We start from the raw sequence: 16,845 nt of genomic DNA, 5'->3' as shown, positions 1-16,845 counted from the left end.
GACGGCCTCCCACCCCGTGCAGAAGGCCGTCTACCGGGGCAACGATCGCGACATTTCAGTACGTTGTCAATGCCCTTCTCGTACTCCGAGGAAGTAAGCGGGCATTCGTTGCGTAACCGGCGCCGTCGATCAAGTCTGGCCAAAACCGACCGGGTGAGTGTATGCCGATACATCATTGGTCGCCGATCCGTTCGCCGCCCTGGACGTATTCCTCGACGGCCGACCAGACCTCGCCGAGCCACCGCGGCTCGACCATCTGGCTGTGCCGGCAGTCGATCTCCGCCTCCCGGACCGCGCCGCTCACGTAGCGCTGCCAGTCCTGAGCCGACCGGGCGTCCGCCGGACGGTCCGCCCCGGCGACGAGCACCATCACGTCGCCCTCGAACCGGCCGTAGGTGTGCTCGGCGGAGATCCTCTGGTTGTTCAGGAAGCAGTGCGCGAAGTGCACGCAGTCCTCGTCGGACAGGCCGCCGAGCGGGCCCGCCATCCCGCGGACCCAGTCACGCAGCGCGAGCAGCTCGGCCTCCGGGTCCGGCGGCGCCGGCTCCTCGAGGTCCGTGGAACTTCCACCGGCCGCCTCGCCGTCCAGCGGCCCGTGCTCCGGCTCGGGGCGCGGCGGGTACACGTCGAGCAGGATCAACGCCGACACCTCCTCCCCGGCAGCCTGCAGCCGCACCGCGATCTCGTGGGCCACCCGCCCGCCGGACGACCAGCCCATCAGCCGGTACGGCCCGGCCGGCTGGACCGTCCGCAGCTGGTCGATGTAGTCCTGCGCCATCTCGCCCAGCGAGGCGGCGAACGGGGCGGCACCGTCCAGGCCGCGGGCCTGCAGTGCGTACAGGGGGATGTCGCGCGGCACGGCCCCCGCCATCGGCAGGTAGCACCAGCCGAGGCCGCCCGCCGGGTGCACGCAGAAGATCGCGGGCTGGTCGCCGTCCTCCCGGATCGGCATGAGGACCCCGAGCACGTCCCGCAGGGACGACAGGCCCGCGCGGCCCAGCAGGCCCTTCACCGTCGGGGCGGCGAAGATGTCCCGCACCGCGAACGACAGGCCCCGGTCCTTCAGCCGCGCCACCGCCCGGACCGCCAGCAGCGAGTGCCCGCCGAGCGCGAAGAAGTCGTCCTCGTCGCCGACCGTCTCCACGCCGAGCACCTCGGCGAACACCTCGCGGATGTGCCGCTCCAGCGCGGTCACCTGGATGTCGTCGTCGACCGCGGCGGTCACCGGGCCGGGCACCGGCAGCGCCTTGCGGTCCAGCTTCCCGTTGGGCATCAGCGGCAGCACCGGCAGCGCCACCACGGCCGACGGCACCATGTAGGCGGGCAGGCGCTGCGCGGTGAACGCCCGCACCTGGCCGGGCAGCTCGTCGTCGACGGACTCCCCTGACGAGGCCGACGAGGCTGACGCGTCGGCGGGGACGACGTAGGCGACGAGCCTCCGGTCGCCCGGGTCGTCCTCCCGCGCGATCACGGTCGCCTGCGCGACCCGCGGGTGGGCGGCGACCACCGCCTCGACCTCGCCGAGCTCGACCCGGAACCCGCGGATCTTCACCTGGTCGTCGGCGCGGCCGAGGAACGCGAGGTCGCCCTCGTCGCTCCACCGCACGACGTCGCCGGTGCGGTACATCCGCTGCCCGCCGCCGCCGAACGGGCACGCGACGAACCGGCCGGCCGACAGTCCCGGGCGGCCGAGGTAGCCCCGGGCCAGGCCGTCCCCGGCGATGTACAGCTCGCCGCGCACGCCCGGCGCGACCGGGTTGAGCGCGTCGTCCAGGACGTACACCTGCGTGTTGGCGATGGGCCCGCCGATCGACGTCAGGTCCGCGGCGCCGGCGGTCGTGTGCCGCGCGGTGGACCAGACGGTGGTCTCCGTCGGCCCGTACAGGTTGGTCAGCGCCGGGGTCCGCTCCAGCAGCGTGCGTGCCAGGTCGTCCGGTAGCGCCTCGGCACCGACGTACACCCGAACCTTGGACCAGTCGACCCGGTCGTCGGCGTCGGCGACGAGGCCGCGCCACAGGCTCGGGGTGGCGTGCACGACCGTCGCCTCCCGGGACCGGATCAGGTCCCGCAGCGCCCACGGGTCGAGCACCTGCTCCTGCGAGGCGAGGATCATCGGCACCCCGCAGACGAGCGGCAGGTAGAATTCCAGCCCCGCCATGTCGCAGCCGACCGTGCTGACCGCGAGGAGCCGGTCGCCGGGCCCGAACGCGAACCGCTGCCGCATCGACTCCAGGAAGTTGACGACGGCCCGGTGCCCGACGAGGACGCCCTTCGGGCGGCCGGTGGAGCCTGAGGTGTAGATGACCCAGATCGGGTGCTCGGGCAGCAGGGCACCGCGCCGCTCACCCTCCTCGACCGGGGCGCCCGGCAGCGCGGCGAGCTCACCGGCGACGCCGGGGTCGTCGAGCAGCACGACCGGCACGATGTCGTGCCCGCCGACCCGCACCTCGAACTCCTCGAGCCGGTCGAGGAGGCCGCCGTCGCTGACGAGGCACACCGCGCCGGAGTCCGCGAGGACGAACGCGGTCCGCCCCGCTGGGTAGGCCGGGTCGATCGGCAGGTACGCGGCACCCGCCTTGAGCACCGCGAGCAGCGCGACGAGCAGGTCGACGTCGCGTTCCAGGACGACCGCGACGATCGACTCCGGCCCGACGCCCCGGCCGATCAGCAGGCGGGCGAGGCGGTTGGCGCGGTCGTCGAGCTCCGCGTAGGTCACCTCCGTGTCGCCGCGGATGACGGCGACCGCCTGGGGAGTGCGGGCGGCCTGGGCCTCGAACATGCCGACGACCGTCGTGTCCGGCACGGCGGCGGCCGTGTCGTTCCAGGCGCCGAGGACCGTCGCGCGCTCGTCGCCGGACAGCACCTCGACCTCGCTGAGGCGCAGCAGCGGATCGGCGCTCACCGCGGCGAGCAGCCGGACCCAGCGCTCGACGATCCGCTGCGCCGTCGCGGTCTCGAACAGGTCGGTCGCGGCGACCAGCCCGCCGACCATGCCGGCCGGTGCGCCCGCGGCGTCGTAGAGCTCGCCGATGCTGAAGTCGAGGTCGAACTTCGCCGTCGCCGCGCCCTCCTGCGGCTCGGGTCCGGCCGCGGGCGGGCCGTCGCCCGCCGTGGCCGGGTCCTGCAGCAGCAGCATCACCTGGAAGAGCGGGTGCCGGGCCAGGGACCGGGCCGGGGCCAGCTCCTCCACGAGGCGTTCGAACGGCACGTCGGGGTGCTCGAACGCCGACAGCGCCGTCTCCCGCACCCGGGCGAGCAGCTCGGCGAAGGTCGGGTCGCCGGTGAGGTCCGTGCGCATCACGAACGTGTTGACGAAGTAGCCGACGAGGTTGTCGAGGGCTTCGTCGGTGCGGCCGGCGACCGCCGAACCGATCGGGACGTCCTGGCCAGCGCCGAGCTTCGACAGCAGTGCCGCCAGCGCCGCCTGGAGCAGCATGAACATGGTGACGCCCTGCTCGCGGGCGACGGCGAGGAGCCGGGCGTGCACGTCGGCGGGGACCTCGACCGCCGTGCGGGTGCCGCGGTGGCCGATGACCGCCGGCCGGGGCCGGTCGAACGGCAGGGCCAGCTCCTCCGGCAGCCCGGCGAGGGCCTGCCGCCAGTGCGCGACCTGCCGCGAGATCAGGCTGTCCGGGTCCCGGTCGTCGCCGAGCAGCTGCCGTTGCCAGAGCGCGTAGTCGCCGTACTGCACGGGCAGCGGCGTCCACTGTGGAGCGACGCCGGCCCGCCGGGCGGTGTAGGCGACGTCGACGTCGTTGCCGAGCGGGGTCCACGACCAGCCGTCACCGGCGATGTGGTGCACCACGACGACGAGGACGTCGGTGTCGGGCCCGGCGGTGCACAGCCACGCCCGGATCGGCACGTCGGTGGCCAGGTCGAACACGTGCTGGCGGGCCCGCTCGACGGCGGCCGGCAGCTCCTCCTCCGTCACCTCGACGACCTCGAGCTCCCACCGCAGGTCGGCGAGGTCGACGATGCGCTGGAACGGCTCGCCGTCCGCGGACGGGAACACCGTGCGCAGCACCTCGTGCCGGCCCAGCACGTCACGCAGCGCCGCGGCGAGCGCCGGCCGGTCGACGGGGCCGGGCATCCCGACCGCGACCGGGATGTTGTAGGTCGGGCTGGGGCCCTCCAGCTGGTCGATGATCCACAGCCGGCGCTGGCCGTAGGACAGCGGGATCCGGTCCGGGCGCGGCTGCGGGATGAGCGGCGGGCGCGCGGCCCGTGCCGTCGACAGCCGCGCGGCGAGGCCGGCCGGGGTCGGCGCCTCGAACAGGGCGCGGATGTCGACCTCGGTGCCGAGCAGCGTCCGGATCCGGCTGACCAGCCGCACGGCCAGCAGCGAGTGCCCGCCGAGGTCGAAGAAGTCGTCGTCGACGCCGACCGAGTCCAGGCCGAGGATCTGCGCGAACGCCTGGCAGAGCAGCTCCTCGCGGGCGTCGGCCGGGCCCCGGCCGGTGCCGGCGGTGGTCGCGAAACCGGGCGCGGGCAGGGCCCGGCGGTCGAGCTTGCCGTTACCGGTCAGCGGCAGGGCGGCGAGGACCACCACGGCCGCCGGGACGAGATGGTCTGGCAGGCGGCCGGCGGCGTACTGCCGCACGGTGGCCGGCAGCGCGGGGTCCTTCAGGTCGTCCTCGTCGTCGGGCACGACGTAGGCGACGAGGCGGCGTTCGCCCGCGGTGTCCTCGCGGGCGACGACGGCCGCCCAGGCCACCTGCCGGTGCGTGGTCAGCACCGCCTCGATCTCGCCGGGTTCGATCCGGTAGCCGCGGATCTTCACCTGCTCGTCGACGCGGCCCAGGTACAGCAGGTGCCCGTCGGGGTTCCAGCGCACGACGTCGCCGGTGCGGTACAGCCGCTCGCCGGCGCCGAACGGGTCCGCGACGAACCGGCCCGCGGTCAGCCCGGCCCGCCCGACGTAGCCGCGGGCCAGCTGCGCGCCGGCGACGTACAGCTCGCCCGCGACGCCGGCCGGGACCGGGGTGAGGCGGTCGTCGAGGACGTAGACGCGGGTGTTGGCGACCGGCCGGCCGATCGGCGCCACCCCGTCGCGCACGGTGTGCTGGTCCAGCCGGGCGGTCAGCACGCCGATCGTCGTCTCGGTCGGCCCGTAGTGGTTGTGGACGGCCCGGTCCGTGGCGAGGAGGTCGCGGATCAGGCCCGCCGGTGCCGCCTCGCCGCCGAGCACCACGCCGCGGCCGGGCAGGACGCCGGCGAGCCCGTCCGGCCCGGCGCCGAGCGCCGCCAGGTGCGACGGCACCACCTTCAGCGCGTCGACCCGTCGCGTGTCGAGGAACACGGCCATCCCGGCCGGGTCGGTGACAACCGTCTCCGGCGCGACCACGAGCGTCCCGCCGGTGGCGAGCGCCCCGAACACGACGGTGTTGCCGAGGTCGGTGACCTGCCCCTGCAGCACGCCGTAGCGGCCCGGGCCGGCCAGCCCGACGCGGGAGGGCACGTCGGCCACGTAGTTGGCCAGGGCGCCGTGGGTGATGCCGGCGCCCTTCGGGGTGCCGGTCGAGCCGGACGTGTAGATGACGTAGGCCAGGTGGCCCGGCAGGACGCGGACGTCCAGGGGTTCACCGGACGTCGCGGCCAGCCGGGCGGCGATCCGCGGGTCGTCGAGCGCGACCGTGCGGATCCGGCCGGCCGGCAGCTCGTCGAGGAGGTCCTCGGTGCCGAGCACGACGGCGGCGCGGGCGTCGGCGAGCATGAACGACAGCCGGGCCGGCGGGTGGGTGGGGTCCAGCGGCAGGTACGCGCCGCCGGCCTTCCACACGGCGAGGAGGGCCACGATCATGTCCAGCCCGCGCGGCAGGCACAGGCCGACCACGGACTCGGCGCCGACCCCCAGCCCGGTCAGGAACCTGGCGAGGCGGTTCGCCCGGCCTTCCAGCTCCGCGTAGGTGATCCCGGCCTCGTCGCTCACGATGGCGGCGGCGCCGGGGGTTCTGGCCGCCTGCGCGGCGATCATCGCCGGGACCGCCAGGTCCGGCAGCGCCGTGCGCGTGTCGTTCCACTGGACGAGGAGCCGGTGCCGCTCGCCGGCGGCGAGCACGTCGACGGCCGAGACCGGCAGGTCCGGGTCGGCGGTGACCGCGGCCAGGACCCGCGCCCACCGATCGGCGAACCCGGCGACGGTCGTGGCGTCGAACAGGTCGACGGAGCCGGTCAGTCCGCCGCGGATGCCGGCCGGCGACCCGTCCGGGTCGAAGACCTCACCGACGATGACGTCGATGTCAAACTTGGCCGCCGTCACCACCGGCGCCACCGTCTCCGGCCCGTCGGCCGGTTCACCCGCCGGGGCGGGTGCCGCGGTCGCCCACTGCGCCGCCACCTGCCCGGCGCTCACGCCCGTCAGGTCCAGCTCCGCGGCGGCGTTGTTCTGCATCGTCAGCAGCACCTGGAAGAGCGGGTGCCGGGCGAGGGAGCGCGACGGGGCGAGCTCCTCGACGAGCCGCTCGAACGGCACGTCCTGGTGCTCGAACCCGGCGAGGCTGGTCTCCCGCACCCGGGCGAGCAGCTCCGCGAACGTCGGGTCGCCGGACACGTCGGTGCGGATGACGAGCGTGTTGACGAAGGAACCGACGAGGTCGTCGAGGGCTTCGTCGGTGCGTCCGGCGATCGCCGAACCGATCGGGATGTCGGTGCCGGCGCCGAGCTTGGCGACCGTCACGGCGAGCGCGGCCTGCAGCAGCATGAAGACCGTCACGCCCTGCTCGCGGGCGACGGCGCGGACGCGGGTGTGCACGCCGGCCGGGATGTGCACCGGCACGGTGTGCCCGAGGTGCTGCGAGACCGCCGGGCGGGGCCGGTCCACCGGCAGCGCCAGCTCCCCGGGGGCGCCGGCGAGCGCCTGCCGCCAGTAGGCGACCTGCCGGGAGATCAGGCTGTCCGGGTCCTCGTCGTCGCCGAGCAGGGTCCGCTGCCACAGCGTGTAGTCCGCGTACTGCACCGGCAGCGGCTGCCACACCGGCGCCCGGCCGTGCAGGCGGGCCGCGTACGCCGTGGACAGGTCGTCGGCGAGCGGCTTGGTGGACCAGCCGTCGCTGGCGATGTGGTGCACGACGACGACGAGGACCTGCTCGCCGGGGGCGGTGAACAGCCACGCCCGGATCGGGATCTCGGTGGCCAGGTCGAACGCGTGGTCCGCCGCCGCCGCGACCCGGGCGCGCAGCTCCTGTGCCGTCACGTCCGCGGCCTGCAGCCGCCAGTCGAGGTCGGCGACGTCGACAATGTGCTGGAACGGCTGCCCGTCCTCGGTCGGGAAGACCGTGCGCAGCACCTCGTGCCGGCCGATCACGTCCCGCCACGCCGCGTCGAGGGCGGCGCGGTCGATGCTGCCGGACAGCCGCAGGACGACCGGCCGGTTGTAGGTGGCGCTGGGGCCTTCCAGCTGCCCGATGAACCACAGCCGCTGCTGCGTGAACGACAGCGGCAGCCGCGCCGGGCGCCGCGCCGGCTCCAGCGCGGGCCGGGCGACGCCGGCACCCGCGATCCGGGCCGCGAGGCCGGCCGGGGTCGGCGCCTCGAACAGGCTGCGCAGCGACACCTCGACGCCGAGTGTGGCCCGGATCCGGCTGACGAGCCGGACGGCGAGCAGCGAATGCCCGCCGAGGGCGAAGAAGTCGTCGTCGACGCCGACCCCGTCGACGCCGAGCACGTCGGCGAACGCCAGGCACAGCAGCTCCTCGCGGGCGTTCGCCGGGGCGCGCCCGGCCCCGGTCGTGAGGTCCGGAGCGGGCAGTGCCCCACGGTCGAGCTTGCCGTTGACCGACAGCGGCAGCTCGTCGAGGACCACGACCGTCGACGGCACCATGGCCTCCGGCAGCCGGCCGCGGGCGTACGCGCGCAGGCTCGCGCTGTCGGCGGTCCCGACGACGTACGCGACGAGGCGCCGGTCGCCGGCGGTGTCCTCCCTCGCGACGACGGCGGCCCGGGCGACCAGCGGGTGCGCGGCGAGCACCGCCTCGACCTCGGCCGGCTCGACCCGGACCCCGCGGATCTTCACCTGGTCGTCGGCGCGGCCGAGATACACCAGGTCGCCGCCGGCGTCGCGGCGCACCACGTCGCCGGTCCGGTAGAGCCGCCCGCCGGTGTCGAACGGGTCGGCGACGAACCGTTCGGCGGTCAGCCCGGCCCGGCCGGCGTAGCCGCGGGCGAGCTGGGCGCCGGCGACGTACAGCTCGCCGGCGACCCCGACCGGGACCGGCGCGAGCCGCTCGTCGAGCACGAACGCCCGGGTGTTGGCGACCGGCCGGCCGATCGGGACGTCGGCGCCGCCGGCCGGGACCTCGCATCCGGCCTCGGTCGGCGCCTCCGCCGGGCCGTACAGGTTGAACAGCGCGACCCCGGGCAGCACAGCGAGGCTCCGGTCCCGCAGCCGCGCCGTGAGCGCCTCACCGGAGCACACGATCCGCCGCAGGACGGTGCACGCCGCGGCCTCCGGCAGCGCCAGGAACGCCTCCAGCAGGGACGGGACGAAGTGGACGGTGTCGATGGCCCGCTCGCGGATCAGCTCGGCGACGTAGGCCGGGTCGCGGTGGCCGCCGGGCCGGGCGACGACCGTGACCGCGCCCTGCACCAGCGGCAGGAACAGCTCCCACACCGAGACGTCGAACCCGGGCGGGGTCTTGTGCAGCAGCCGGTCCCCGGCCGCGAGGGGGATCTGGGTCCGCAGCCACGCCAGCCGGTTCACGATCCCGGCGTGGGTGACGACGACGCCCTTCGGCACGCCGGTCGACCCGGACGTGTACATGACGTACGCCGCCTGGTCCGGCAGCACTGTCCTGCTGATCGTGTCGCCGGCCGCGCCCGCCGGGTCGCGGACGTCGACGACCGGGACGCCCAGACCGGTCGCCGGTCCGCCGGTGATGACGCACGCGGCGCCCGCGTCGGCGAGCATGAACGCGATCCGCTCGGCCGGCAGCTCGGGGTCGACCGGCAGGTACGCGGCGCCGGCCTTCCACACGCCGAGCACCGCGGCGACGGTGTCGGCGCCACGGTCCAGGTGGACCGCGACCACCGACTCGGCGCCGACCCCGAGGGCGGCGAGCCGGTGGGCGATCCGGTCGGACCGGGCGGACAGCTCCCGGTAGGTGAGCACCGTGTCCTCGAACTCCACCGCCGGCGCGTCCGGCGTCAGGCTCGCCTGCGCGGCGAACAGGTCCGGCACGGTCCCGGACGGCACGTCGGCCGCGGTGTCGTTCCACTGGACCAGCACCCGGTCCAGTTCGGCCGCGTCGAGGACCGGCACGGCCGGCAGCGGGGTGCGCGGCGCGCCCGCCTCGAGGGCCGGCACCAGCCCTTCGATGGCGGTGAGCAGCATGCGGGCCACGGCGGCCGGGTCGATGGGGGCGACGGCGGCGACGACGAAGCCGAGCGCGTCGCCGTCGTCGTCGACCGACACCGTCAGCGGATAGTTGGTGCGTTCCCGCGAGTACACGGGCCGGATCCCGGCGAATCCGCCCTCGTCCGGGTCACCGGTGGCGCCGGCGGTGTTGTGCCGGTAGTTGAGCAGGGTCGTGAACAGGGGCGCGTCCGCCGGGACGGCGCTGGACCGCTGGGCGAGGGCGAGGGCGGCGTGCTCGTGCTCGAGCAGCTCGGCGAGCTGCTGCCGCGTGGCCGTGACGGCGCCGAGGACGTCGAGGTCGCCGGTGCGGACCCGCACCGGCAGGGTGTTCATGTACAGCCCGGGCACCCGGTCGGATCCGGCGCCGGCGTTCATCCGGCCGAACAGGACGGTGCCGAAGACGACGTCATCGCGGCCGGAGACGGCGGCCAGGACCCGCGCCCACGCCACGTGCAGCACCGTCGCCGGGCTGGTCCGCAGGTCGCGGGCGGCCCGGCGCAGCCGCGCCGCGAGCGCCGGCTCGACCGTCGTGCCGGTGCGGACCGCCGCCGCGCCGTCGCCGTGCACGTCGGTCACCCCGAACGCGGCGGTCGGCGCGTCGACGCCGGCCAGGAGCCGGCGGAAGAACTCCTCGTGGGTGCCGTCGGCGAGGCCGGCCCGGGTCTGTGCGACGAAGTCCCGGAACGGCAGCGGCTCCGGCAGGCTGCCGGCCCGGCCGGCGAGGACCGCGGCGATCTCGGCGAGGACGACCTCGAGGGCGGTGTGGTCCTGGACGAGGTGGTGGATGCGCACCAGGCCCAGCCACGGCCCGCCGGTGACCTGCGCGGCGTGGACGTCGATGAGCGGCGCACGACCGAGGTCCATCGCCAGCCCGACCGCCGCCACCAGGTCCTCGGCGCCGGTCGTGCCGCCGGCCTCGGTGACGGGCAGGGTCGCCGTCCGCCACACGACCTGGACCGGTTCCCGCAGCCCGGACCACACCACCGAGGTACGGAAGACGTCGTGCCGGTCGACGACCTGCTGCAGCGCGGCGGTGAACGCGTCGAGGCGGGCGCGGTCGGCGAACTCGAGGACGAACGGGGTCACGTACGCGTCCTGGCCGCCGTCGGCGAGGAGGTGGTGGAAGAAGATGCCTTCCTGCAGCGGGGCGAGCGGGTAGACGTCAGCGATGCCGGCGGCGCCGCCCGGCACCGCGGCCACGACCGTCCGCACCTCGGCCTCGGTGAGGTCGGTCAGCGGCAGCATCTCCGGCGTGATCGCCCGCGCGTCCGCGGGGATCAGGTTGGGCGGGACCGCCACGGTGACGCCGCCGGCGGCCGCCGCGATCCCGGCCGGGGTCGGGGTCAGGAACAGGGCCCGCACCGACACCGCCATCCCGCGGGTCCGCAGCCGTTCGACGAGGCGCACAGCGAGCAGGGAGTGCCCGCCGAGGGCGAAGAAGTCGTCGTCGACGCCGACGGTCTCCAGGCCGAGCACGTCGGCGAACGCCTGGCAGATCAGCTCCTCGCGGACGTCGGCGGGTCCGCGGCCGGCGCCTGCGGCGGCGCTGAAGTCGGGGGCGGGCAGGGCCGCGCGGTCGAGCTTGCCGTTGGCGTTGAGCGGCAGCGCGTCCAGGACGATGACCGCGGCCGGGACCATGTAGTCGGGCAGCCGGGCGGCGGCGAGCCTGCGCAGCGCCGCGCTGTCCGCGGTGCCGGCCGCGTAGGCGACGAGCCGGTCGTCACGGGCGACGACGACGGCCTGCGTGATGTCGGCGTGCCCGGCGAGGACCGCCTCGATCTCGCCCGGCTCGACCCGGAACCCGCGGACCTTCACCTGCTGGTCGGTGCGGCCGAGGTAGACCAGGTCGCCGTCGGCGTCCCACCGGACCAGGTCGCCGGTGCGGTACAGCCGTCCGGGCCCGAACGGGTCCGCGACGAACCGTTCGGCGGTCAGCCCGGGCCGGTTCAGGTAGCCGCGGGCCACGCCCGTCCCGCCCAGGTACAGCTCACCGGCCGTGCCGGGCGCGACGGGCTGCAGGCGGTCGTCGAGGACGTACACGCGGGCTCCGCCGATGGGGCGGCCGATCGGCGGCACGGGCCGGCTGACGCCGTCGTCGAACCACGCCGTGGCGTACACCGTCGCCTCGGTCGGGCCGTAGATGTTCGCCACCGCCGGCACCGCGGCACCGATGGTGCCGAGCACCGGGGCGGACAGGCCCTCGCCGGCGAGCACCACCATGTCCGCGGACACCGACCCGACGACCGGCATCAGCGCCGACGGCACAGCGCAGATCAGTGAAACGTCGTCCACGTCCCCGTCCGCCAGGGCGAGGAGGTCGTCGACGATGCGGACGGACCCGCCGCTGCACAACGGGCCGAACAGCTCGAACACCGACACGTCGAAGCTCAGCGACGTCGCACCCAGCACCCGCCCGAACAGCGCACCACCGAACCGCTCCCCCGCCCACCGCACCAACACCGCCGCCGAACGATGCTCCACCACCACACCCTTCGGCGTGCCGGTCGAGCCCGACGTGTAGATGACGTACGCCGGGTGCGACGGGAGCAGCACCGCGTCGAGGTCGGTGGCGTCGTCGCCGTCCACATCGGACAGCACGAGGGCCGCGCCGGCGTCGGCGACCATGAATGCGACCCGCTCGTCGGGCAGATCCGGGTCGAGGGGCAGGTAGGCGCCGCCGGCCTTGAGGATGCCGAGCACGGCGACGAGCAGGTCGATCCCGCGGCGCATCCGGACACCGACGACCGTCTCCGGGCCGACGCCGGTGCCCCGCAAGCGGTTCGCGACACGGTTCGACCGCTCGTGCAGCTGCGCGTACGTGACCGACTCGGCACCGGACAGCAGCGCCACCGCGTCCGGGGTCCGCGCGACCTGGGCCGCGAACAGCGCCGGCAGCGTGGTCTCCGGCGCGGTGAACCCGGTCGCGTTCCAGTCCACCAGGACCCGCCGCCGCTCCTCGGCGTCGAGCACGTCCACTTCGGACAGTCGCAGGCCGGGGTCGGCGACGACGGCGCCGAGGACCCTGGCGAGCCGGGCCGCGACCGCCGCGACGGTTTGCGCGTCGAACAGCGCCGCGGCTCCGGTCACCGAGCCGACCACGCCGGCCGGGGTGCCGTCGGCGTGGAACGTCTCGCCGAGGCTGACGTCGAGGTCGAACTTCGCGACCGGGACACCGGCGCCCTGACCCGGCCGCGGGTCCGGCGTGTCGGGGACGGTCTCGGCGTCCTCGACGGTGAGCAGCACCTGGAACAGCGGCTGCCGGGCCAGCGAGCGGGCCGGGGCGAGCTCCTCGACGAGCCGCTCGAACGGCACGTCCTGGTGTTCGAACGCCCGCCACCCGGTGTCCCGGACCTGGGCCAGGATCTGCGCGAAGGTGGGGTCGCCGGTGAGGTCGGTCCGGATCACGAGCGTGTTGACGAAGAAGCCGATCAGGTCGTTGAGCGCGTCGTCGGTACGGCCGGCGACCGCGACCCCGATCGGGATGTCGGTGCCGGCGCCGAGCCTGGACAGCAGGACCGCGGTCGCGGACTGCAGCAGCATGAAGACGGTGACGTCGTGCTCGCGGGCGACGTCGATGAGCCGGGCGTGGACGGCCGCCGGGATCCGCACCTCGGCGGCGTGCCCGGCGTGGTCGGCGACGACGGCCCGGGGCCGGTCGAAGGGCAGCGCGAGCTCGTCCGGGATGCCGGCGAGCGCCTGCCGCCAGTACGCGACCTGCCGGTTGCCGAGGCTGCCCGGGTCGTCATCGCTGCCGAGCAGCTCCCGCTGCCAGAGCGTGTAGTCGGCGTACTGGACCGGCAGCGGCGCCCACCGCGGGCCGTGACCGCCGAGCCGGGCCTCGTAGGCGATGGTCACGTCCCTGATCAGCGGTCCGCGGGACCAGCCGTCGCTGGCGATGTGGTGCACGACCAGGACGAGGACGCGCTCGTCCGGCCCGGCCTCGAACAGCGACGCCCGGATCGGTACCTCGGTCGCGAGGTCGAAGACGTGCCCGGCGGCCCGGTCGATCGCGGCGGGCAGGTCGCCGGGGGCGACCGTGTGGACGTGCAGCCGCCAGTCGAGGCCGTCGAGGCCAAGGACCTCCTGCTGCGGCTCGCCGCCGACGACCGGGAAGACGGTCCGCAGGACCTCGTGCCGGCCGATCACGTCCCGGATCGCGGCGCCGAGCGCGCCGGCGTCGATGTCACCGGGCAGCGGCAGCACGGTCGGGATGTTGTAGGTGGCGCTGGGGCCTTCGAGCCGGTCGATGAACCACAGGCGGCGCTGCGCGTAGGACAACGGGTACATCAGGATTCCTCCGTGGTTCGCATCGGCCGCAGCGCCGGCCGGGCTGGTGTGGTGTCCTCGAGCCGGGCGGCGAGCCGGGCGACGGTCGGTTCGTCGAGCAGCAGCCGCAGCGTGACCTCCACGCCGAGCAGCGAGCGGATGCGGCTGGTGAGCCGGACGGCGAGCAGCGAGTTGCCGCCGATGTCGAAGAAGTCGTCGTCGACGCCGACGTGGTCGACGCCGAGCACCTCGGCGAACGCCCGGCAGAGTGCTTCTTCGCGGGGGTTGGCGGGCGACCGGCCGCCGCCGGTGGTCGCGGCGGCCTCCGGTGCGGGCAGCGCCCGCCGGTCGAGCTTGCCGTTGGTGGTCAGCGGCAGCGCGTCGAGGACGACCACGGCGGACGGCACCAGGTACTCCGGCAGCCGGGCCGCGACGTAGGCCCGCAACGCGGTCGCGTCCGGCTCCTCGTCCTCGTCGGGCACGACGTAGGCGACGAGCCGCCGGTCGCCGGGGACGTCCTCACGGGCGATCACGGCGGCCCGGGCGACCTCCGAGTGACCGGCGATCACCGCTTCGATCTCGCCGGGTTCGATCCGGTACCCGTGGATCTTCACCTGCTCGTCGGCGCGGCCGAGGTAGACCAGGTTCCCGTCGGCGTTCCAGCGCACGACGTCGCCGGTGCGGTACAGGCGCTCACCGCTACCGAGCGGGTCGGCGACGAACCGGGCCGCCGTCAGCCCACCCCGGCCCACGTAGCCGCGGGCCAGTTGCGCGCCGCCGATGTACAGCTCACCGGCCACCCCGACCGGCACCGGCCGGAGTCGCTCGTCCAGCACATACAGGCGGGTGTTGGCGATCGGCCTGCCGATGGGCACCTGATCCGCCAGTTCCTGACCCGCCGTCACGCGGTACACGCAGCAGCCGACGACGGTCTCGGTCGGGCCGTACTCGTTCACGACGACCGAGCCGGGTGCCAGGTCCAGCCATTGCCGGACCGGTCCGGCGGTCAGCGCCTCACCGCCGACGACCAGGACCTTGGCGGTCGGGCCGGTCAGCAGCTCGCTCAGCATCGGCAGATGCGCGGGGACGACCTTCAACACGTCGAACCCACCCGAGCCGTTGACGACGTCCGCCAAGCCCTCGGCACCGCCGTCGACGCTGGCCACCACCCGCGACCCGGCGATCAGCGGCACGATCACGCTCGTCACCGTCAGGTCGAACGCCAGGGAGGAGTGCAGCACCGCACCCTGACCGGCCGGACCGTACTCGGCGGCGGCCCACTGGGCGTAGTTCGTCAGGCCGCCGTGGGTGACCGCGACGCCCTTCGGCGTGCCGGTCGAGCCGGATGTGTAGATGACGTACGCGAGATGATCCGGCAGGACCGCCACGTTCAGCGGATCCGGCGACTGCCGGCCGATTCGCGGGTCGTCGACCGCGACGGTCCGCACCCGCCCCGCAGGCAGCTCGTCCAGGTCGTCTTCAAGACCCAGCAGCACCGCGGCCTTCGCGTCGGCAAGCATGAACGCGATCCGCTCCGCCGGGTACGCCAGGTCGATCGGCAGGTACGCGCCGCCCGCCTTCCACACCGCCAGGAGCGCCACCACCATGTCGATGCCGCGCGGCAGGTACAGGCCGACGACAGAGTCAGGCCCCACCCCCGCACCAGCCAAGTAGCGGGCGAGACGGTTCGCGCGGGCATCGAGGTCCACATAGGACACCTCCACGCCGTCACACACCACCGCCACCGCGTCCGGCGTCCGCGCCACCCGCTCGGCGAACAACACCGGGACGAGGTCGGCCCGCAACGGCGCTGCGGTGTCGTTCCAGTCGGCGAGGACCCGGTCGAGGTGTGCCGCGTCGAGGACCGGCACCGCCGACAGCGGGGTCGTCGACCCGCCGCTCAGGTCCGATTCGAGGGCCTCGACGAGACCGGCGACCGCGGTGAAGATCATGCTCACGACCGCGTCCGGGTCGATCGGGGCGACCGCGTCGACGAGCAGGCCGAAGCTCTCGTCGTCGTCATCGACGGCCACGGACAGCGGGTAGTTGGTCCTCTCCCGGACGTACACCTGCCGCACGTCGGCGGTCGTGTCGTTGTCGTCACCTGCGGCAGTGTCGGTCTCCGGCGCCGTCCGGTCGAGCGTGTTGTGTCGATAGTTGAACAGCGAGTTGAACAGTGCCGTCTTCGCCGGCACGCCGCTCGCCCGCTGGGCCAGTGCCAACGGCGCGTGCTCGTGTTCGAGGAGACCGGCGAGCTGCCCGCGCATCGCGGCGACGGCGGCGACCACGTTCAGATCGCCGGTCCGCACCCGCACCGGCAGGGAGTTGATGAACAGGCCGGGGACCCGGTCGGCGCCGGCGCCGGCGTTCATCCGGCCGAAGAGCAGCGTGCCGAAGACCACGTCCTCGCGGGCCGCGACGACGGCGAGGACCCGCGAGAACGCCACGTGGATGACGGTCGCGGGGCTGGCGCCGAGCCGACGGGACACTTCCCGCAGCCGCACCCCGAGGGCGTCGTCCATGCGGCCGAACCCGCTGGTGACACCGGATCCGTCGCCGCGGACCGCGTTGATGCCGAAGGCGGCGGTCGGCTCGTCGACCCCGGCGAGCAGGTCGCGGAAGAACCGCTCGTGCTCCTCGGTGCCGAGCCCGGACCGGGCCTGGGCGACGAAGTTGCGGAACGGCAGGGGCGCGGTCAGCTCGCCGGTCCGCCCGGTCAGGATCGCCCGGACCTCGTTGTAGACCACCTCGACCGCCGTGTGGTCCTGCACCAGGTGGTGGATGCGGACCATCGCCAGCCACCGGCCGCCGTCGAGGGCGGCGACGTGCACGTCGATCAGCGGGGCCCGGCCGAGGTCCATCGACAGGCCGACCACGGACAGCAGCTCCTGGGCGTCGGTGACCCCGTCGACCTGGGTCACCGGCAGGGCCGCCGTCCGCCACACGACCTGCACCGGCTCGCGCAGCCCGGCCCACACGACGGAGGTGCGGAAGATGTCGTGCCGGTCGACGACCCGCTGCAGCGCGGCGACGAAGTTGTCGAGGCCGGCCCGGTCGGGCAGTTCGAAGATGCGTGGCACGGCGTAGACGTCGTCGCCGCCGTCCGCCAGGAGGTGGTGGAAGAGCATGCCCTCCTGCAGCGGGGCGAGCGGGTAGATGTCGGCGACGTTCGCCGCGCCGCCGTCGACGGTACCGACGACCGCCTGCACCTCGTCGCCGGTGAGCTC

The 16,845-nt window shown here is 74.6% G+C and carries 2 protein-coding genes; both read right to left on the bottom strand.

All coding sequences use genetic code 11. The features are described from left to right. Window positions 1-172 precede the first annotated feature (172 nt). Window positions 173-13,639 carry an amino acid adenylation domain-containing protein gene (locus AB0I21_RS49360; protein ID WP_360571739.1) on the bottom strand — a complete coding sequence of 4,489 codons (13,467 nt, stop codon included), beginning with the start codon at window positions 13,637-13,639 and terminating at the stop codon, window positions 173-175. Beyond that, on the bottom strand, window positions 13,639-16,845 hold a 3,207-nt coding region (locus tag AB0I21_RS49355; RefSeq protein WP_360571737.1), incomplete at its 5' end, for an amino acid adenylation domain-containing protein. The genes AB0I21_RS49355 and AB0I21_RS49360, both read right to left, overlap by 1 nt.

It is taken from the genome of Dactylosporangium sp. NPDC050588 (assembly GCF_040654975.1).
Lineage (GTDB): Bacteria > Actinomycetota > Actinomycetes > Mycobacteriales > Micromonosporaceae > Dactylosporangium > Dactylosporangium maewongense.
Note: the sequence above shows the minus strand (reverse complement) of the source record. Positions and strands in the feature narration are given on the sequence as shown.